Origin of the sequence: Teichococcus vastitatis (assembly GCF_003604215.1) — a bacterium.
Lineage (GTDB): Bacteria > Pseudomonadota > Alphaproteobacteria > Acetobacterales > Acetobacteraceae > Pseudoroseomonas > Pseudoroseomonas vastitatis.
Genome location: NZ_QXGS01000010.1, coordinates 59680 through 78878, shown reverse-complemented (window position 1 = coordinate 78878; position 19199 = coordinate 59680). Strand labels below are relative to the sequence as shown.

Below are 19199 nucleotides of genomic sequence, written 5' to 3'. Positions count from 1 at the left end.
TCCCGGTTTTGTTTGCAAGAAGAAGGGGTTGCGAGGAGTTTGAAGCATGGGCCGTCACCGGTCATGAACACCATCACTCGCGCGCAACTGGCCGAGGCGATCTACGCCCAGGTCGGCCTGTCCCGCAATGAGAGTGCCGCCTTGCTGGAAGACGTGCTGGAGCGCGTTTCCGCCGCGCTTGAGGCCGGGCGGCCCGTGAAGATCTCGGCCTTTGGCACGTTTGCGGTGCGGCAGAAGGGCATGCGGGTGGGACGTAATCCGAAGACCGGAGTAGAGGTGCCGATCATGCCGCGACGCGTGTTGTCCTTCCGGCCCAGCCAGGTGCTGAAGGCCCGCCTGAACGGCGAGATGGTCGGCAGCGAGCTGGAGGATTGAGCCGGTGCCGGGCCTGTGCCTTGCCTCCCGGTCTGTGGTGACTCGGAGGGCCCCGGCCGATGCATGATGATCTGGACGCTCCCGGGCGGGTCCGGAAGGCACCGACTGCATTCCGCACCATTTCCGAGGTGGCGGAGGATCTGCAGATCCCGCAGCATGTGCTGCGCTTCTGGGAAACCAAGTTCGCCCAGTTGAAGCCGCTGAAACGGGGTGGCGGCCGGCGCTATTATCGCCCCGAGGACATCGCCCTGCTGCGGCGCATCGGCAATCTGCTCTATACCCAAGGCTACACCATCAAGGGTGTGCAGCGTCTGCTGCGCGACAATGCCTCCGAGCTGCCAGAGCCGCAGGATGCGGAAGCCGATGCGGAGATTGAGGCGGCCATGCCTCCGGAAGCCGGGCAGGCCGCGCTGCGGCAAGCCGTCGCCGAGCTGGCCGCCATCGCCGATGAGCTGCGGGCCCTGGTGGAGCGCAAATAAGCCCTGACGCAGCCTGCGGCAGGGGTTGAGGGCCGTGGAGCAGGGTGCTATTGCCGCTCGCATCGGAGCGTAGCGCAGCCTGGTAGCGCATCAGTCTGGGGGACTGGGGGTCGTGGGTTCGAATCCCGCCGCTCCGACCACTGCCCGATACTCTCATCATTCGCGGTGACCAAGGCGGTGCTGGCGAGCACCCCGCCTTCGATTCGGGCGATCGCGCTCGCGGCCAGCCTCAGCCGCCATACACCAGATTCACACCCTCTCCGAACGCCTCGTAAGGGACGCCGTAGACGTGAATGGACACGGCAATGCTGCAGCTGAGGTTGGCCAGCCGGTGCATTGATCGTGGGTCCGCTGAACCGTGGCTCGTATCGCCAAGAAGGCGAAGCGCGACGGCCTGCTGCTCCATGTCACTCTCTCTGCTTCCCCCCTCGCCGTAGAAGGTCTCGGTCAGGACGCCTTGCTGCACCGCCAGGGCACACCAGGTGCGGTGGGCGTGGATTGGGCTCATCTGACCCGGCTCCCAGACCAGCGCGGCGACAGCGAATCGGCCCCGGGGGTCCGAGAAGAGTTTGTGGCGCGTGTAGCGCAGCGGATCCGGCGTCAGTGTGCAGGAGGCCAGCAGGCCAGGAAGCATGGCGAAGGGGGCCAGCGTATCGGCCACCGCCGCCGCGCGATCCGGCAACGCAGCATCCGCGGCCACGGAAACCTGCTCCAACATGGCGTCAAGCTTGGTGCGGGGACGGGTGATCAGCATCCTGAGGGCCTTTTGCTGTCTTGCCTTGCCGCGTGGCACGGCGCCGGCCTGGCGAGTCTAGGCAGGCGTGGATGCGGCTTCTTGCTCCTTTCGCCGCTAGGGAGAGGCTTATGGCCAAGGAAATGCTCTCAGAAGCCCCGATGGAGGAATAGTTTACTTCAGGCCGGCCAGAGCATGAGGCTTGTGCGACTGGAACTTCGGGTCCGGAAGGAATATCTTCCCGCCATGACGCTGCTGGACGAGTTCGATCGCCGCATCTTGGCCGCCGTGCAACGGGATGCGACGCTGCCCATCGCACGCTTGGCGGAAGAAGCCGGCCTGTCGCCCACGCCCTGTTGGCGCCGCGTGCAGAAGCTGGAGCAGGCCGGGATCATCCGCCGGCGCGTGGCGCTGCTCGACCGTCAGAAGCTGAATCTCGGCATCACGGTCTTCATCGCGGTCCGCACCAGCCAGCACAATGCGGAATGGCTGGAGCGGTTCCGGCGCGCGGTGTCTGGCATCCCGGAGATCCTGGATATCTACCGGATGAGCGGGGAGATCGATTACCTGCTGCGGGCCGTGGTGCCGGACATCCAGACCTATGATGCACTTTACCAGCGACTCATCGAGCGGATCGAGCTGAACGACGTCACCTCCATGTTCGCCATGGAGGAGATGAAGTCCACCACTGAGATCCCGCTGCACTACGCCCGCTGACCTGCCCCGCGGCTCACAGGCCGCTGAACAGTTCCGTGGACAGGTAGCGCTCGGCAAAGGAGGCGGCGATGCCGACCACCAGCTTGCCGGCCATGGCGGGCTCCGCCGCAACCTCCAGCATGGCGTGCAGCACCGCGCCCGAGGAAATGCCCACCGGCAGGCCCTCGGCGCGCGCGCAGAGCCGGGCGGCGGCGAAGCTTTCGCGCTCGGTGACGCGCTTCACCTCGTCCAGTCGGGACAGCTCCAGCACGGCCGGGCGGAAGCCGGCCCCGATGCCCTGGATGGTGTGGGGGCCAGGGTCATCCCCGGACAACACGGCCGATTCCGCAGGTTCCACGCCGATGATGCGCAGATCCGGCCTCCGTGGCTTCAGGGCGCGGGCGATGCCAGTCAGCGACCCCCCCGTGCCGATGCCTGCCACCACCGCATCCACCTGCCCGGCGGTGTCGCGCCAGATCTCCTCCGCGGTGGTGGCCTCATGGATCGCCGGATTGGCGGAATTGTCGAATTGCCGCGGCATCCAGGCCCCGGGTGTTTCAGACAGGATGGCCTCGGCGCGAGCGATCGCGCCGGTCATGCCATCCCGGGCGGGCGTCAGCTCCACTTCGGCGCCGAGCAGCCGCAGCATTTTGCGCCGCTCGATGCTGGCACCGTCGGGCATGGTGACGATCAGGCGGTAGCCCTTCGCGGCCGCGACGAAGCCCAGAGCGATGCCGGTATTGCCTGAGGTCGGCTCCACCAGCACGGAACGATCCGGGGCGATCAGCCCCTCGCGCTCGGCCGTTTCGACCATGGCCAGGCCGATCCGGTCCTTGATGGAACCGAGTGGATTGAAGAACTCCAGCTTCATCGCCAGCCGGGCCTGCAGGCCGCGCTCCGCCTCCAGCCGCGGCAGGCGCACCAGCGGGGTGTTTCCGACGGTGGAGAGGATGCTGTCGTGCAGTCGGCCCGCCTGGGCCGGGGGAGGGGTGTTTCCTTCGGGCATGGACAAGCTATATCACGGACAGGCCGCGTGGATCAGGGGGGTTGAACGATGTTGCTGCGACGGGATCGGGCCATGACGGCAGTATCCATCGTGCTGGACGTGGCATTCCATGCCGGCCGCGGCACCACGGTTCCGGCGGGGGACATCGCTGACCGCCTGGGCGAGGCACGGCGCGGCATCGAGCCGGTGCTGCAGGCGCTGTCGCGCGCCGGCATCCTGGGCAGCACGCGCGGGCCGCGTGGCGGCTACCGCCTGGGGCGTGCCGCCCGCGACATCACCCTTGCCGAGGTGGTCTCGGCCACGCGCCCGTCGGACGCGGAGGAGGAGCCGGTGGCGACATCCCCCTCGGCCTTGCAGACAAAGGTCGTGCAGCCCCTCTGGGCGGAGCTGGAAGGCAGCCTGCTGGAAACCCTGGCCAGCCGCACCGTGGCCGAACTATTGCGCCGGGCTGCGGTGGAGGGCCTGGAACGGCCCGCGCCGGAAGCTCTCAACTTCGCCATTTAAGCTCGAACTGCGCTCGAAACCGCTACTTGCACCACGGCCACGGCTTCGGTCATGCTCGCAGCGCAATGGTCGGACACAAGGCCGGGGCAGGACTGGGAGGAGCCGAATGGACGCCATTCTGGAGACGCAGGGGCTGAGCAAGCAGTTCCTCGGCTTCACCGCCGTGGGGGACGTGTCGCTGTCGGTGCGGCGCGGCAGCATCCATGGGTTGATCGGCCCCAATGGCGCCGGCAAGACCACCTGCTTCAACCTGTTGACCAAGTTCATCCCACCCAGCAGCGGCAGCATCCGCTTCAACGGGCGCGACATCACGCGCATGAAGCCGGCCGAGGTGGCGCGGCTCGGCCTGGTGCGGTCCTTTCAGATCTCGGCGGTGTTTCCGCACCTCACGGTGCTGGAGAATGTTCGCGTGGCGCTGCAACGGCAGCGCGGCGGCTCGTTCGATTTCTGGCGCTCCGACAGCGTGCTGCGACGCTTCGATGACCGGGCGCGGGAATTGCTGGAGGATGTGGGCCTCACCACCTTCGCCCAGCGGCCGGCAGGGGAACTGCCCTATGGCCGCAAGCGGGCGCTGGAGATCGCCACGACGCTGGCGCTGGAGCCGACCATGATGCTGCTGGACGAGCCCACCGCCGGCATGACCGCCGAGGATGTCGACCGCATCGTCGCTCTGGTGAAGCGCGTGGCACAGGGCCGCACCGTTCTGATGGTGGAGCACAACCTGAAGGTGGTGGAAGGCCTGTGCGACACCATCACGGTGCTGACGCGCGGCCGCATCCTGGCCGAAGGCCCTTACGCCGAGGTGTCGCGCAACCCCGAGGTGGTGGCGGCCTATCTGGGCAGCGATCCCTCCATTGCCGGCGGCAGCGCGCATGGCTGAGCCGCTGCTGAAGGTCGAGGGGCTGCAGGCCTGGTACGGCGAGAGCCATGTGCTGCACGGCGTCGACATCGAGGTCCGCGAGGGCGAGGTGGTGACGCTGCTGGGCCGCAACGGCGCCGGCAAGACCAGCACCCTCCGATCCATCATGGGCCTCGTCGGACGCCGCAGCGGCAGCGTCCGCTTCGACGAGCAGGAACTGATCGGCACCCGCAGCGATCGCATTGCCCGCGCCGGCATCGCGCTCTGTCCGGAGGAGCGCGGCATCTTCGCCAGCCTCGACGTGACCGAGAACCTGCTTCTGCCGCCGGTGGTGCGGCCGGGCGGCCTGTCGCTGGACGAAATCTACACCTTGTTCCCGAACCTGAAGGAACGCGCCCGCTCGCCGGGCACCCGGCTCTCGGGCGGCGAGCAGCAGATGCTTGCCATTGCCCGCATCCTGCGCACCGGGGCCCGCCTGCTGATGCTGGACGAGCCGACCGAGGGGCTGGCGCCAGTGATTGTGCAGCAGATCGGCCGCACCATCCGGGAGATCAAGCAGCGCGGCTTCACCATTCTTTTGGTGGAACAGAATTTCCGCTTCGCGCAAACCGTGGCCGACCGCCACTACGTCATGGAGCATGGCCGCGTCGTCGATGCGGTTGCCAATGCCGAGATGGCCGGCGCCATGGAGCGGCTGCACGAATATCTGGGCGTCTGAAGGACGTTCCGGATGCCCTTGCCAGCACTCCGGCATTGGCTGGCCTGACACCTCCGGCCCCGGGAGATAACAGGGGCGAAAGGGAGCTTTCGTTCATGGTTCAAGATCGCCGCAGCCTTCTGATGTCCGGCGCCGCCCTGGCCCTGGTTCCCGCCCTCGCAGGCCTGCCGTCGCGCGGCCGCGCGCAGGGCGCGACTTCGCTCAAGATCGGCGTGCTGAACGACCAGTCCGGCGTGTACCGCGAGGTGTCCGGCCCGACCTCCACCGCCTGCGTGCGCCAGGCTATCCAGGACAGCGGCATCGCCGCCAAGGGCGTCAATGTTGAGGTCGTGCAGGCCGACCACCAGAACAAGGCGGATGTGGGCGCCACCATCGCCCGGCAGTGGATCGACCGTGACGGCGTCGACGTGATCGTTGATGTGCCAAACTCCGCCGTCGCGCTGGCGATCAACGGCATCGTCCGCGAGAAGAACAAGGTCTATCTGAATTCCACCGGCGGCACCACCGAACTGACCGGCAAGCAGTGCAGCCCCAACACGGTGCACTGGACCTATGACACCTATATGCTGGCCAAGTCGACCGGCGGTGCCATGGTGAAGACCGGTGCCGACAGCTGGTTCTTCATCACGGCCGACTACGCCTTCGGCCATGATCTGGAGCGCAACACCTCCGCCTTCGTGCAGGCGGCGGGCGGCAAGGTGCTGGGCACGGTGCGGCATCCGCTGCAATCCACCGATTTCTCGTCCTACCTGCTGCAGGCGCAGCAGAGCCGCGCCAAAGTGATCGGGCTGGCCAATGCCGGCACCGACACCATCAACTGCGTCAAGCAGGCGGCCGAGTTCGGCGTCACGCGGCGTGGCACCAAGATCGCCGTGATGCTGATGTTCATCAATGACGTGCACAGCCTGGGCCTGACCGCCGCCCAGGGCTTGGTCTGCACGGAAAGCTTCTACTGGGATCTCAACGACCGTACCCGCGCCTTCACCAACCGGGTCAAGGGCAGCCTCGGCGGCAACTACCCGGCCATGTCGCATGCCGGCTGCTACGCTTCCGTGCTGCACTACCTGAAGACGGTGGCCGATCTGGGCGGGGCCGCGGCCAAGGCGGACGGCGCCGCCACGGTGGCGCGGATGAAGGCGATGCCCACGGATGATGACTGCTTCGGCGCCGGCACGATCCGCGAGGACGGGCGCAAGTTGCACCCGGTCTACCTGTTCGAGGTGAAGAAGCCCGAGGAGTCGAAGGGCGCCTGGGACTACTACAAGCTGGTGCAGACCACCCCGGCCGAGGAGGCCTGGAGGCCGGTGTCCGAGGGTGCCTGCCCGCTGGTGCGCGCCTGACCTGCCGGCACGGGCCGGACGCGGCCCGCGCCTCTCCCTTGCTTCGCCCCAGGATGACCCGCCGGTGATCGAAGACCTGATTTTCCAACTGGAACTCGGCCTGCCGCAGGTGGTGCTCGGGCTGGTGAACGGCGCCTTCTACGCGCTTCTGTCACTCGGCCTCGCCGTGATCTTCGGCATGCTGAACGTGATCAACTTCGCGCATGGCGCGCAGTTCATGGTCGGCGCCTTTGTGGCCTGGATGCTGCTGAACTGGGTCGGCATTGGCTACTGGCCGGCGCTGATCCTGGCGCCGCTGATCGTCGGCGCATTCGGCGTGGTGCTGGAACGCACCATGATCAGCCGCCTGTACAAGCTGGATCACCTGTACGGCCTGCTGCTGACCTTCGGCCTGGCACTGATCATCGAGGGATTGTTTCGCAACGGCTTCGGCTCCTCCGGCCTGCCCTACGCCCCGCCGGAGCTGCTGAGCGGCCCGCCGGTGGATCTGGGCTTTATGTTCCTGCCGAAATACCGGCTCTGGGTGGTAGCGGCGGCGGTGGTGATGAGCCTGGCCACCTGGATCATCATCGAGAAGACGCGGCTTGGCGCCTATCTGCGCGCCGCGACGGAGAATGCGGCGCTAGTGCAGGCCTTCGGCGTCAACGTGCCGCGGATGATGACCCTGACCTATGCCGCCGGGGTCGCACTGGCCGCCTTCGCCGGCGTGCTGGCGGCGCCGATCTATTCGGTGAACCCGCAGATGGGGTCGAGCCTGATCATCACCGTGTTCGCCGTGGTGGTGATCGGCGGCATGGGGTCCATCCTGGGCTCGGTGCTCACCGGCTTCGGGCTTGGGCTGGTGGAAGGATTGACCAAGGTGTTCTACCCGGAAGCGTCTTCCACCGTGATCTTCGTTATCATGGCCATCGTGCTGCTGGCGCGGCCGGCCGGCCTGTTCGGGAGGGCCTGACGCATGGCCGGACAAGCGACCGCCTTCACGGCGCCGACGCCGCACCAGAGCCCGGGCCTGCCCGGCCTGTCTTTGCTGGGCTTCAACCGGGCGCAAAGCATTGCCTTCCTGCTGTTGCTGGCGGTTCTGCTGGTCGGGCCGTTCGTGCTTTACCCGGTGTTCCTGATGAAGCTGCTGTGCTTCGCGCTGTTTGCCTGCGCGTTCAACCTCCTGATCGGCTATGTCGGCCTGCTGTCGTTCGGCCACGCCATGTTCTTCGGTATGGGCGGCTATGTCGCGGCGCATGCGGCGAAGGTTTGGGGCCTCAGCCCCGAACTGGCGATCCTGGCCGGCGGTGCCGTGGGCGCGGTGCTGGGGGTGGTGTCGGGCTGGATCGCGATCCGCCGGCAGGGCATCTACTTCGCCATGATCACGCTGGCGCTGGCGCAGATGGTGTTCTTCGTCTGCCTGCAGGCCCCGTTCACCGGCGGCGAGGACGGCATCCAGTCCGTGCCGCGCGGCAACTTCCTCGGGCTCTTCAGCCTGGCTCCCGACATGAACATGTACTGGCTGGTGGCCGGCGTGTTCCTGGCGGGCTTCCTGCTGATCAACCGCATCATCCACTCGCCCTTTGGCCAGGTGCTGACCGCCATCCGGGAGAACGAGCCGCGCGCGATCTCGCTTGGCTATCGCGTGGATGACTACAAGCTGATCGCCTTCACCCTGTCGGCGGCGCTGGCAGGCGTGGCCGGCGGCACCAAGGCGCTGGTGTTCGGCATCGCTACCCTGACCGATGTCTACTGGGCGATGTCCGGCGAGGTGGTGCTGATGACCCTGGTCGGCGGCCTCGGCACGGTGTTCGGCCCCGTCCTCGGCGCGGCGGTGATCGTGTCCATGCAGAACTACCTGGCCGAGTTCGGCGCCTGGGTGACGGTGATCCAGGGCTGCATCTTCGTCGCCTGCGTGCTGGCGTTCCGCGCGGGCATTGCTGGCGAGGTCGGCCGCTGGCTGCGGGTGCGGCTCTGAGCCGCGTCAGGGAAACGCCGCCTCAGCCGGAGTGGCGCCCGAGGCCGAGACGCAGGGCCTGATCGGCGATCAGCGCCAGCCAGGCGGTGAAGATCGCGCCCTGCAGCACCCAGGACGGGTTGCCGTTCGCCAGTCCGGTGACGATCGGCGTGCCGAGGCAGCGTGCGCCCGCCACGGCCCCGACCGCAGTGGTGGCGATGGCCAGCACCAGCGCGACCCGCAACCCGGCCTGGATCACTGGCAGGGCCAGCGGCAGCTCCACCTGGGCCAGGATGCGCGCGGACCCCATGCCGGTGCCGCGCGCCGCGTCCAGCACCGGCGCCGGCACCGCGTCGAGCCCGCCCACGGCGCTGCGCATCACCGGCAGCGCGGCATAAAGCACCAAGGCCAGCAGGGTAGGGGCGGCACCGAAGCCGAGGAGCGGCAAGGACAGCGCGATGGCCGCGACCGGCGGCACTGCCTGGGCCAGGGAGAACACCGCATCCAGCAGGGGTCGCAGGGCGCGCCCGGCCGGGCGCGTGGCCAGGATTGCGGCGCCGAGGCCGAGGATGGCGGCGATCAGCGTCGCCCCGAGCGATAGCATCAGGTGCTCGCCCAGCAGCGAAAACCAGCCCGGGCTGTCCCAGACCGGCCGCGACACCTCCGGGAACAGAGCGTGCCACAGCGGTCCCAGGTAAGGGGCGGCCACCATCGCTGCGCCGAACAGCAACAGGTTGGCCAGCAAGGCCCTCACCGTGCCGTCACCAGATCGGTCCAGTGCAGGGTTCCACCACCGAAGCCGGCCTCGGCCGGCAGGGCCAGTCGGGCGCTGTTTTCCGACAACATCAGCATCAGCGCCTGCTTCAGCGTCGCGTCGGCCGGCAGCATCGGCAACCCGTCGGCATCTCCAACCCGGGCAAGGCTGCGGGCCGGCAGCGTGGCCAGCCGGTGGAAGGCAAGGCTTTCCTCGCCAAAGATCCGCCGCACCGGCCCCTGCGCCGCGCCTTCCAGCAACGCCGCCGGACGACCCTGCGCCACCAGCTGCCCCTGGTCCAGCACGGCCAGCCTATCGGCCAGGGCCAGGGCTTCCTCCACATCATGCGTCACGAACAGGATGGTCTTGCCGGTTTCGGCATGGATCTCCCGCAGCGCCACCTGCAGGCCGCGCCGGGTGCCGGGGTCGAGTGCGGAAAAGGGTTCATCCATCAGCAGCAGGGGCGGATCGGCGGCCAGGGCGCGGGCCAGGCCTACGCGCTGTGCCTGTCCGCCGGACAGCTCGTGCGGGAACCGGTCGCGGAACAGGGTCGCCTCCAACCCGACCAGTTCCAGCAGGGTCTCGACCCGGGCTGCGATGCGCGCCGGCTCCCAGCCCAGCAGGCGCGGCACGGTGGCGATGTTGTCCGCCACGCGCCAATGGGGAAACAGCCCTACCGACTGGATCACATAGCCGATGCCGCGGCGAAGCTCCTCCGGATCGGCACCCGCCACATCGCGGCCATCCACCAGAACCCGCCCGGCGCTGGGCTCCACCAGCCTGTTGACCATGCGCATCAAGGTGGACTTGCCGGAGCCGGACTCTCCCAGCAGCACGCAGATGCTGCCGCGTGGAACCTCCAGGGTGACGCGGTCCACGGCCGCCTGTTCTCCGTAGCGGCGGGACACGCCCTCGAAGCGGATCATGGCCCGCGCTCCAGCGCCGCCTGCAACGCGGCACAGCCGCCATCGGCCAGCAGCGACAACGCCACCATCGGCAGCACGCCGAGCAGGATGAGATCGGTGGCGAGCTGGCCGATGCCCTGGAACACCAGCGTGCCCAGCCCGCCGCCGCCGATCAGCGCGGCGAGAGTCGCCAGTCCGATGGCCTGCACGGCGGCGACCCTCAGCCCTCCCAGCATGACGCCCAGGCCGAGCGGGATGCGCAGCCGGCGCAGGATGCCGGCCTCCGTGAGGCCTTGCCCGCGCGCCGCATCGATCAGCGCGGGCGGAACCACCCGCAGCCCTGCCAGAAAGGCGCTGCACAGGGGCAGCAGCAGGTACACGGCGATGCCGAGCACCGCCGGGGCCGGGCCGATGCCGCCCACGCCCCAGTCGCGCAACCCGGGTGCCCAGCTTACCAACGCCCCCAGCGGCCCCATCAGCAGGCCGAACAAGGCGATGGACGGTACCACCTGGAAGCCATTGGCCACGCCCATCAGGGCCGCTTCCAGTTTGCGGTGGCGCAAGGCCAGCAGGCTGAGCGGCAGCGACACGGCCAGGGCCAGCAGCAGCGCGCTGCCCGACAGCCCCAGATGCTGTATCGCTGCGGCGCGGATCTCCGCGCCGCGCGCCGAAGCCTCGCGCGCCACCGACAGGTTGCCCAGCAACCCTGCGGCCCAGAGCAGGCCGAAGCCCAACACGACGGCCACCATGAAGTTCCGCGGTGTGCCGCCCCGGCCCGCGGCGCAGCAGCCTGCCGCCAGGGCCAACAACAGCATCGCCATCCAGAACCCGGCCGCGGGCGTGGCGCGGGCTGCGGGGGAGGCATCCCGCAGCACCTCGCCCGCCGCCACGCCGATGCCCGCAAGCAGGGCACACAGCGCCAGGGCCGCGGCAAGCTCCGCCCAGCCCAGCCACGCCGCACGGCGTGCCAGCAACGCGGTGCCCAGGCAGAAGCCGAGAAACAGCCCGAGGCAGATGATCACGCCCGCGGTCTGCGGCATCGCCGCGGCGCGGGGGCTGAGCAGCCGGTTCGGGGCCAGCGACAGCACCCCCAGAACCAGGGGTGCCAGCACGGCAAGAACCGACAGGGTCGCCACGGCCATCGCTTCCCGCGGCGGCGGCGCCGTGCCTGTCAGCGGAAGGCGGGCCGCCAGCGCCGCCGGCTGCGACGGCATCAGCCCGGCGCGCCGAGGCCGCGCAGATGGGCGGCTGCCACCTGTTGCGCCGGCTGGCCTTCCACGACGATGCGGGCGTTCAGGGTCTGCAGCGTTTCCAGCGACAGCGACGCGAACAAGGGCCGCATCCAGTCGCCCAGCTGCGGCAGCCGCTCCGCCACCGCCTGCCGCACCACCGGTGCCGGCTGGTACACGATCTGCGCGCCCTTGGGATCGCCCAACACCTGCAGGTCCAACGCGGCGATGGCGCCATCGGTGCCGTAGACCATGGCGGCATTGACGCCATTCAGCTGCTCGGCCGCGGCCCGCATGGTCACCGCTGTGTCGCCGCCCGAAAGCACCAGCAGACGCTCCGCCGGCAGGGTGAAGCCGTAGGCCTTCTGGAAGGCGGGCAAGGCGGCGGGGCTTTCCACGAACTCGGCCGAGGCGGCCAGCTTGAACGCGCCGTTGCGGGCGAGGTGCGCGGGCAGATCCGCCAGGGTCGCGAGGCCGCCGCTCCGGGCCAGGTCGCGGCGGATGGCGATGGCCCAGGTGTTGTTGGCCGCCGCCGGCTCCAGCCAGACCAGCTTGTTGCGCTCGGCGTCCAGCGCGCGGACCTTGGCGGCCGCCTGGGCCGCATCATGCCAGGCCGGGTCGGCTTCCATCTGGAAGAAGAAGGCACCGTTTCCGGTGTATTCGGGATACAGGTCGATCTCCCCGGACAGCAACGCCTGGCGCACGATCCGCGTCGGGCCGAGTTGCAGGCGGCGCTGCACCGGCACCTTCCGGGCTTCCAGAAGCTGCGCCATCATTTCGCCCAGCAACGCTCCCTCGGTGTCGAGCTTTGAGCCGATCACCACGGGCTGGCCCTGTCCCCGGGCGGGAAGAGAGCCGATCAGCGGAGCGGCCAGGCCGGCGAACGGCGCAGCCAGCACGGCACGACGATGAAAGCGGGACATGGATGGTCCTCCGAGGCGGTTGACGGGATGGCCACAGCGGCAGCGCGACGTTCCTCGGCAACGTACCAGCTTGCGTGCGGTGTCAGGCGCGGCTGAAGAAATCCGCGGCGGATCATGAGCCAGCAGACTGGCCGCGCCGCCCCGGCTTGCCAAGCCGGGATTCCGCTTGCACGGTGCGGCCGGGATGCCGACTTTTGCATCATGCGCGCCATCCCGATGATGTTCCTGCTCACCGCCCTGCTGCCGGCCGGTCTCCCAGCGGCGCGGGCACAGCAGCCGCCACCGGCTTCGGCCGAAGCCCGCAAGGGCGAGTTGAAGCGGCTTCTGGATGCCTTGCCGGCTGCGCCGGATGACACCGCCGCCGCGGCGCTGGAGGCGCGGATCCGGGGATTATGGGCTCAGGCCGCCTCACCCGCCGTGACGCTGCTGCTGGGGCGCGGCCAGCGCAACCTCGGCGCCGAGGCGGCCGCCGATGCGGTGGAGGATTTCGATGCCGCGCTGACCCTGCAGCCCGACTATGCCGAAGCCTGGCTGATGCGGGCCCAGGCGCTGATCGCGGCGGGCGACTACCAGGCAGCCTTGCGCGACCTCCGGCAGACCCTGGTGCTGGAGCCCCGGCATTTTGGCGCCCTGGCGACGCTGTCGGCGCTGCAGGAACAGATGGGAGACGCTGAAGGCGCGCTGCGCTCCATGCAGGAGGCAGTCACGCTGCACCCGCGCATGGCTGGAGCGCAGGAGCGGCTGCGGCGCCTGCGCACGGCCGCGCGTGGACAGGGAATCTAGTCCAGGGGGTATAGCCGGGGTCTCAGGCCAGGCTTCCGCCTTACGCTGCGACGGGGGCGGAGGAGGACCTCCCCCGGCCAGTTCGCCACGGCTACTTGACCACCGCGACGCGCAACGCGTTGGTGGTACCCGGCGTGCCGAAGGGCACGCCGGCCGTGACCACCACCTCGTCGCCGGACTGGGCGAAGCCTTCCGTCTGTGCCGCGCGCACCGCCTTGGCCACCATGTCAGTCATCGAGTGCGGCTCGGCCGAGGGCAGGGGATGCACGCCCCAGACCACCGCCATCCGCCGAGCCGTGCTTTCGCTGGAGGTCAGGCCCAGAATCGGACTGCCGGGACGTTCCCGCGCCACGCGCAGCGTCGTGGAGCCGGTGGCGGTGAAGGTGGCGATCACCTCCGCATCAATGGTCTCGGCCACCTGCCGCGCTGCGGCGGCGATGGCGCCGGCCGAGTTCTTCTCCGGCGCCGGGCGCGCGGCATCGGTAATCTGCCGCCAGCCGGTGTCCTGTTCCACCCGGGCCAGGATGCGGTCCATCATGTTCACCGCCTCGAACGGGAACTGGCCGGCGGCGCTCTCGGCGGAGAGCATCACCGCATCCGCCCCGTCGAACACCGCCGTCGCGACGTCCGATGCCTCGGCGCGGGTCGGCGCGGGGGCGGAGATCATGGATTCCAGCATCTGCGTGGCGACCACCACCGGGAGGCCGCGGGCGCGCGCCTCGCGCACGATGCGCTTCTGGATCAGCGGCACCTCCTCGGGCGGGCATTCCACGCCGAGGTCGCCGCGTGCCACCATGACGCAATCGGCGAGGTCGAGGATGCCTTCCAGGTTCTCCACTGCCTGCGGCTTCTCCATCTTCACCATGACCCAGGCGCGGCCATCGGCGATCGCCTTGGTTTCCGCCACATCCTCGGGCCGCTGCACGAAGCTCAGGCCGATATATTCGATGCCGAGCGGCAGCACGAAATCGAGGTCGGCACGGTCCTTGGCGGTCAGCGCCGGGATCGGCAGCGCCACATCGGGAACGTTGACGCCCTTGCGGTCGGACAATGCGCCACCCACCAGGATCTCGGTTTCCAGATGGTCGTCACGCTTGTGAACCACGCGCAGGCGCAGCTTGCCATCGTCCAGCAACAGCGTGGTGCCGATGCGGGCCGCCTCCATGATCTCGGGGTGAGGCAGTTGCACCCGTCGCACGTCGCCCGGCGTGGCGCTCATGTCGAGGCGGAAGCGCTGGCCGGTCTGCAACTGCACCCGGCCGCCCTGGAAGCGCCCGACCCGCAGCTTCGGCCCCTGCACATCCGCCAGGATCCCGATCGGCCGGCCGACCTTCTTTTCCAGCGCGCGGATCATCAGGATGCGCGCGGCGTGGTCCTCATGGCTGCCATGGCTGAAGTTCAGGCGGAACACGTCGGCGCCGCCGCGATACAGGCGCTCGATCACCTCCGGCGTGGAGGAGGCCGGACCCAGGGTCGCGACGATCTTGGTGCGGCGGCGGCGGCGGATGGGAAGACGCGGCGGCAAGGCGATATCCTTTTGTCTCACGCGGGACGCGCGGGGCTGGCGGAACGGGGAGCAATCGCCTCAGGCGATCAGGATGGCGCGGAAATCGTTCACATTGGTCAGGGTCGGTCCCGTGACGATGGTGTCATCCAGCCGGTCGAACAAGGCGTGGCTGTTATGGGCGGCGAGCAGCGCCCGCGCATCCAGGCCCGCCGCGGCGGCGCGCCGCAGCGTGTCCGGCCCGGCAACCGCGCCCGCATTGCTTTCGGATCCGTCGATGCCGTCGGTATCGGCCATCAGGGCCCAGCAATCCTCCAACCCCGCTGCCGCCAGCACGAACCCCAGCAGGCTTTCGGAGTTGCGGCCGCCGCGCCCGCCTTCCGGCGTGCCGGGGCGGATCGTCACGGTGGTTTCGCCGCCCGACAGCAGCAGGGCCGGCGCCGGCGCCGGATGGCCATGCGTGCGCACGCTGCGTGCCACGCCGGCCAGCACGGTGCCGAGGATGCGGGCTTCGCCTTCCAGCGCATCGCCCAGCAGCACGGGATTGAGGCCGAGCGCTACGGCTTCGCGCGCCGCGGCCTCCAGCGCCATCTGGGGCGTGGCGATCAGGTGGAACGCGGCACCGGCGAGGCGCGGGTCGCCGGGCTTCGGCGTTTCCTCCGCGGCGGCGCTCAGATGCGCAGCCACCGGCGGCGGCAGCTCGATGCCGTAATGCGCCACGATGGCGCGGGCCTCGGCAAAGCTTGAAGGGTCAGGCACGGTGGGGCCGGACGCGATCACCGCCGGGTCGTCGCCGGGCACGTCCGAGATGGCGAGGGTGACCACCCGGGCCGGGTGCGCCGCCGCCGCCAGCCGGCCGCCCTTGATGGCCGACAGGTGCCGGCGGACGCAGTTCATCTCCTGGATGGTGGCGCCGGACGCCAGCAGGGCGCGGTTCACCGCCTGCTTATGGTCGAGCGTCAGCCCCTCGGCCGCCAGCGCCATCAGCGCTGAGCCGCCGCCCGAGATCAGCGCCAGGACCAGGTCATCCGCCGTCAGATCCTGAACCGCCTTCAACACGCGCCGCGCGGCCGCCTCGCCGGCGGCGTCGGGAACCGGGTGAGAGGCCTCCACCACCTCGATGCGTCGGGTCGGCACGGCATGGCCGTAGCGGGTGATCACCAGTCCCGAGAGCGGCTGATCCGGCCAGGCTTCTTCCACGGCGGCGGCCATCACGGCGGCCGATTTGCCGGCGCCCACCACCACGACGCGGCCCTTGGGCGGCAACGGGAGATAACCGGCCAGCACGCTGCGCGGATCAGCCGCCCGGACCGCCGCATCGAAGCAGCGCCGCAGGGCGGCGCGCGCCGTGGTGTTGTTCCAGTTCATCGACCTCTCCCCCGGTGCGGCATCGGTTTGCCGCCTTCCGGCGGCGGAGGGAAGGGGTGGCTTGCGAAACCGCTCCGGGCACGCCCGGTTCTTCATGATGCTGCAACCCGGCAGACCCGGAGAACCGCCGCGGACCATCGGGGTCCGGTCCGGCCGGCGCAAGGACGGCCGGCGCCGGGAACCGGACAGGTTTGCCGGCAACCGCAAGAAGGCGTCGAAAGCGAGCCCCAGGGTGGCAAGCCTGGCGTGCCGACTTCGCCAGCCTTGCCGGCCGGCGCATTCACGCCGGGCAAGGACGCCTATGGGTCCTTTTTGCGTTGGCGGCGATCTCCGCTTGGCGGACATTGACGAAAGAGTGCCGGCGCGGCCATTGCAAATCCTTCAGAAACCTCGCCAAACATGATTAGCGACGCGGGAAGCACGCCAGGGATGCCAGACACAAGCGACACCAAGCCAGCGGCCGAAGCGCGACCTGTTGCAGCCGGCCGGCAGCTGCTGTTTCTCCGGGAAGAGGAACTGCGGCTGGCGCAGGACCTGCTGTTCTTCGGCTATCGCGACTTCACCGCCGGGGCCGACGCGTTGCTGGAGGAACTGGGCATGGGACGGGCGCATCACCGCGTGCTGCATTTCGTCGGCCGCCGCCCCGGCATCACGGTGGGCGACCTTCTGGCCATCCTCGGCATCACCAAGCAGTCGCTCGGGCGGGTCCTGAACCCGTTGGTCGAGGAAGGCTACGTGAATCAGGCGCCGGGTCGCGCCGATCGCCGCCAGCGCCTGCTGTCGCTCACCGAGAAGGGCGAGGCGCTGGAGCGCCGGCTGTTCGAGCGTCAGCGCGAATGGGTGATGCGCGCCTATCGCGAGGCGGGGCCGGCGGCGGTGGACGGCTTTCGCCGCGTGATGCGCGGATTGATGGGGCCGGAAGCGCGGGCCCAGCTCGACCGGGCGCCGCGCACCAACCCGCGCAGCGCCGCCTGAGGAGGTGAGTGCTGCCATGACCGGTGCCGAGCCGCATCTGCTGGTGGTCGACGATGATGCCCGCCTGCGCAACCTGCTGCAGCGCTTCCTGGCGGAGCAGGGCTTCCGCGTCACGGCGGCGCAGGATGCCGTGGCCGCCCGCCAGGCGCTGCATTCCATGGCGTTCGATCTGCTGGTGCTGGACGTGATGATGCCGGGGGAATCCGGGCTGGAACTCACCGAGCGGCTCCGCCGCGATGGTCACGAAGTGCCGATCCTGATGTTGACGGCGGCCGGTGCCCCGGATGACCGCATCGCCGGTTTCGAGCACGGCGCCGATGATTACCTCGCCAAGCCCTTCGACCCGCGTGAGCTGGCGCTGCGCATCCGCACCATCCTGAAGCGCGCGGCGCCCGCCACGCCGCCCAGCCTGCCCCTGGCGCCGGTGCAGCTGGGACCGCACTGGTTCGATCCGGAGCGCGGCGAGCTTCGCGGACAGGATGGCACGCACCGCCTGACAGGCGGCGAGGCGGCGCTGCTCACGGCGCTGGCGCGCCGCGCCGGCGAGGTGCTGACGCGCGAAGAGATCGCCGCAGCGCTGGGCACGCCGGAAGCCGGGGAACGCGCCATCGACGTGCAGGTCACCCGGCTGCGCCGAAAGATCGAGCCGGACCCGCGCGAGCCGCGGTTTCTGCAGACCGTGCGTCACCGCGGCTACGTGCTGCGGCCCGGCACGTGAAGCCGCTGCCGTCCCCGATGCGACCGCTGCTGCGACGGCTGGCCAATCCCTTTCGCGGATTGCTGCCGCGCGGCCTGCTCGGGCGTGCGCTGCTGATCATCCTGCTGCCGTTGCTGATCCTGCAGGGGGTGGCGCTGCAATTGTTCTATGGCGGCCATCTTGACGTCATATCCCGGCGCCTGGCTGGCGGTGTCGCCGGGGATATCGGCATGGTGGTGGAACTGCTGGCCCGCCATCCCGACGACCGGGAGGAGGGCTGGATCTTCCGTGAGGCCGCCTGGCGCTTTGACCTTTCCATGGCCTTCGAGCCGGGTGCGACCATCGGCGCGCCGTCGATGCGCAGCGGCTGGCTGCCCATCCTGCCGCTGGAAGGCGATCTCGCCCGGGCCTTGGAGGAGCGGGTTCGCCTGCCCTTCGACACCGACTGGGCCAGCGATCCGCGGTCGGTCATCATTCGGGTGCAGATGGCCGAGGGCGTGCTGCATGTGGAAGCGCCCCGCAAGCGCCTGTTCTTCGGCACGCTTTATCTGTTCTTCATCTGGCTGGTCGGCTCGTCGCTGCTGCTGTTCGCCATCGCCGCGCTGTTCATGAAGAACCAAGTGCGTGCGATCCGCCGGCTGGCCAGCGCGGCCGAGGCCTTCGGCACCGGCCGCGAGGTCGGCGCTATCAAGCCGGAAGGAGCCAGCGAGGTCCGACAGGCGGCGGCGGCGTTCAACCAGATGCAGGGCCGCATCCGGCGCTTCGTGACGCAGCGCACCGAGGTCCTGGCCGGCATCAGCCATGACCTGCGCACGCCGCTGACCCGGCTGCGCCTGAGTCTCGCCATGCTGCCGCCCGGCACCGAGGACGATGCCGCGGCGATGACCGAGGACGTGGCCGAGATGGAGCGGATGATCGCCGCCTATCTGGCCTTTGCCCGCGGCGAAAGCATCGAGCAGGCGCAGCCGGCCGACCTGTCGGAGCTCGTGCGGGATCTGGCGGCGCGGGCACGGCGGGACGGTGCCAGTGTTTCGGTGGAGGCGCCCGGCCCGCTGGTGCTGCCGGTTCGTGCCGATGCGCTGCGGCGCTGCATCGGCAACCTGCTGGACAATGCCCGGCGCCATGCGCGCCGAATCGCCGTCGGCCTCACCGAAACCCCGCGCGAGGAAGGCGGGCGGGGCAGCGGACGCTGGATCCTGATCACGGTGGATGACGATGGCCCGGGCATCCCGGCCACGGCGCGGGAAGACGCGTTCCGGCCATTCACCAGCTTCTCGGCCGGCGGCACGGGCCTGGGCCTCGCCATCGCACGAGATATCGCCCGTGCCCATGGCGGCGACATCGCGCTGGAAGGCAGCCCCCTCGGCGGGCTGCGTGCCCGCATCCGGCTGCCGGCCTGAAGCCGGCAGCCGTTC

At 69.5% G+C, this 19199-nt stretch carries 21 protein-coding genes and 1 tRNA gene; 14 read left to right on the top strand and 8 right to left on the bottom strand.

What is annotated here, in order from left to right; all coding sequences use genetic code 11:
- Positions 1-63: 63 nt before the first annotated feature.
- From D2K64_RS13955 to D2K64_RS13945, 3 genes are all read left to right on the top strand, one after another.
- On the top strand, positions 64-375 hold the full coding sequence (locus tag D2K64_RS13955; RefSeq protein ID WP_120008984.1) for an integration host factor subunit alpha: 312 nt from the start codon (positions 64-66) through the stop codon (positions 373-375).
- Between the two features lie 59 nt (positions 376-434).
- Positions 435-854 (top strand): MerR family transcriptional regulator, encoded by a 420-nt coding sequence (locus D2K64_RS13950; protein WP_120008983.1) that lies wholly within the window; start codon positions 435-437, stop codon positions 852-854.
- A 63-nt stretch (positions 855-917) separates the two neighbouring features.
- Positions 918-994: transfer RNA gene (locus D2K64_RS13945), tRNA-Pro, on the top strand.
- 89 nt (positions 995-1083) lie between these two features.
- On the opposite strand, the gene D2K64_RS13940 is transcribed toward D2K64_RS13945, so the two are convergent.
- Positions 1084-1608, bottom strand: a complete 525-nt coding sequence (locus D2K64_RS13940; RefSeq protein WP_120008982.1) for a cysteine dioxygenase family protein — start codon at positions 1606-1608, stop codon at positions 1084-1086.
- Positions 1609-1833: 225 nt separating this feature from the next.
- Here D2K64_RS13940 and D2K64_RS13935 point away from each other — a divergent pair, with 225 nt between their 5' ends.
- The gene (locus D2K64_RS13935) at positions 1834-2304 is read left to right on the top strand and encodes an Lrp/AsnC family transcriptional regulator (RefSeq protein WP_202910670.1); all 471 of its coding nucleotides are present in this window, start codon (positions 1834-1836) and stop codon (positions 2302-2304) included.
- Positions 2305-2317: 13 nt separating this feature from the next.
- On the opposite strand, the gene cysK is transcribed toward D2K64_RS13935, so the two are convergent.
- Positions 2318-3289, bottom strand: a complete 972-nt coding sequence (cysK, locus tag D2K64_RS13930) for a cysteine synthase A (protein WP_120008981.1) — start codon at positions 3287-3289, stop codon at positions 2318-2320.
- A gap of 48 nt (positions 3290-3337) precedes the next feature.
- Between cysK and D2K64_RS13925 the strand changes: the two genes are divergently transcribed.
- The 6 genes from D2K64_RS13925 (at position 3338) to D2K64_RS13900 (ending at position 8667) form a co-directional block, all read left to right on the top strand.
- The gene (locus tag D2K64_RS13925) at positions 3338-3793 is read left to right on the top strand and encodes an RrF2 family transcriptional regulator (protein ID WP_120008980.1); all 456 of its coding nucleotides are present in this window, start codon (positions 3338-3340) and stop codon (positions 3791-3793) included.
- Between the two features lie 106 nt (positions 3794-3899).
- Positions 3900-4673, top strand: coding sequence for an ABC transporter ATP-binding protein (locus tag D2K64_RS13920; RefSeq protein WP_120008979.1), 774 nt, complete (start codon positions 3900-3902; stop codon positions 4671-4673).
- Positions 4666-5370, top strand: coding sequence for an ABC transporter ATP-binding protein (locus D2K64_RS13915; protein WP_120009022.1), 705 nt, complete (start codon positions 4666-4668; stop codon positions 5368-5370). Before D2K64_RS13920 ends, D2K64_RS13915 begins: the two co-directional genes overlap by 8 nt.
- Before the next feature lie 95 nt (positions 5371-5465).
- Complete coding sequence (locus tag D2K64_RS13910) at positions 5466-6710, top strand: ABC transporter substrate-binding protein (RefSeq protein ID WP_120008978.1); 1245 nt, start codon at positions 5466-5468, stop codon at positions 6708-6710.
- A 64-nt stretch (positions 6711-6774) separates the two neighbouring features.
- Entirely contained in the window at positions 6775-7662 is an 888-nt protein-coding gene (locus D2K64_RS13905; RefSeq protein ID WP_120008977.1) for a branched-chain amino acid ABC transporter permease, read from the top strand.
- Positions 7663-7665: 3 nt separating this feature from the next.
- Complete coding sequence (locus D2K64_RS13900; RefSeq protein ID WP_120008976.1) at positions 7666-8667, top strand: branched-chain amino acid ABC transporter permease; 1002 nt, start codon at positions 7666-7668, stop codon at positions 8665-8667.
- 22 nt (positions 8668-8689) lie between these two features.
- Here D2K64_RS13900 and D2K64_RS13895 read toward each other — a convergent pair whose 3' ends face one another.
- Genes D2K64_RS13895 through osmF form a run of 4 tightly spaced genes read right to left on the bottom strand, consistent with a single transcriptional unit; the run spans position 8690 to position 12457 of the window.
- Positions 8690-9400, bottom strand: a complete 711-nt coding sequence (locus D2K64_RS13895; protein ID WP_241792561.1) for an ABC transporter permease — start codon at positions 9398-9400, stop codon at positions 8690-8692.
- A complete protein-coding gene (locus tag D2K64_RS13890) occupies positions 9397-10326 on the bottom strand; it encodes an ABC transporter ATP-binding protein (RefSeq protein ID WP_120008975.1) in 930 nt (309 codons plus the stop codon). The genes D2K64_RS13895 and D2K64_RS13890 overlap by 4 nt, the downstream gene beginning before the upstream one ends.
- Positions 10323-11519, bottom strand: coding sequence for an ABC transporter permease (locus D2K64_RS13885; protein ID WP_120008974.1), 1197 nt, complete (start codon positions 11517-11519; stop codon positions 10323-10325). The genes D2K64_RS13890 and D2K64_RS13885 overlap by 4 nt, the downstream gene beginning before the upstream one ends.
- Positions 11519-12457, bottom strand: a complete 939-nt coding sequence (gene osmF, locus D2K64_RS13880) for a glycine betaine ABC transporter substrate-binding protein OsmF (protein WP_120008973.1) — start codon at positions 12455-12457, stop codon at positions 11519-11521. Before osmF ends, D2K64_RS13885 begins: the two co-directional genes overlap by 1 nt.
- A gap of 201 nt (positions 12458-12658) precedes the next feature.
- Here osmF and D2K64_RS13875 point away from each other — a divergent pair, with 201 nt between their 5' ends.
- A complete protein-coding gene (locus D2K64_RS13875; protein ID WP_157985840.1) occupies positions 12659-13240 on the top strand; it encodes a tetratricopeptide repeat protein in 582 nt (193 codons plus the stop codon).
- Positions 13241-13331: 91 nt separating this feature from the next.
- Here the strand turns inward: D2K64_RS13875 and pyk are convergent, their stop codons facing one another.
- Together pyk and D2K64_RS13865 are read right to left on the bottom strand one after the other, a co-directional pair.
- Positions 13332-14765, bottom strand: a complete 1434-nt coding sequence (gene pyk, locus D2K64_RS13870) for a pyruvate kinase (protein ID WP_120008971.1) — start codon at positions 14763-14765, stop codon at positions 13332-13334.
- Positions 14766-14825: 60 nt separating this feature from the next.
- Positions 14826-16112, bottom strand: a complete 1287-nt coding sequence (locus D2K64_RS13865; protein WP_120008970.1) for a glycerate kinase type-2 family protein — start codon at positions 16110-16112, stop codon at positions 14826-14828.
- Positions 16113-16541: 429 nt separating this feature from the next.
- Between D2K64_RS13865 and D2K64_RS13860 the strand changes: the two genes are divergently transcribed.
- From D2K64_RS13860 to D2K64_RS13850, 3 genes are read left to right on the top strand one after another with little or no spacing between them, the layout of a single operon-like run.
- Positions 16542-17087 (top strand): MarR family winged helix-turn-helix transcriptional regulator, encoded by a 546-nt coding sequence (locus D2K64_RS13860; protein WP_120008969.1) that lies wholly within the window; start codon positions 16542-16544, stop codon positions 17085-17087.
- Between the two features lie 16 nt (positions 17088-17103).
- Positions 17104-17805 carry a response regulator gene (locus tag D2K64_RS13855; RefSeq protein ID WP_120008968.1) on the top strand — a complete coding sequence of 234 codons (702 nt, stop codon included), beginning with the start codon at positions 17104-17106 and terminating at the stop codon, positions 17803-17805.
- A 17-nt stretch (positions 17806-17822) separates the two neighbouring features.
- A complete protein-coding gene (locus tag D2K64_RS13850) occupies positions 17823-19184 on the top strand; it encodes an ATP-binding protein (RefSeq protein WP_120008967.1) in 1362 nt (453 codons plus the stop codon).
- Positions 19185-19199 lie beyond the last annotated feature (15 nt).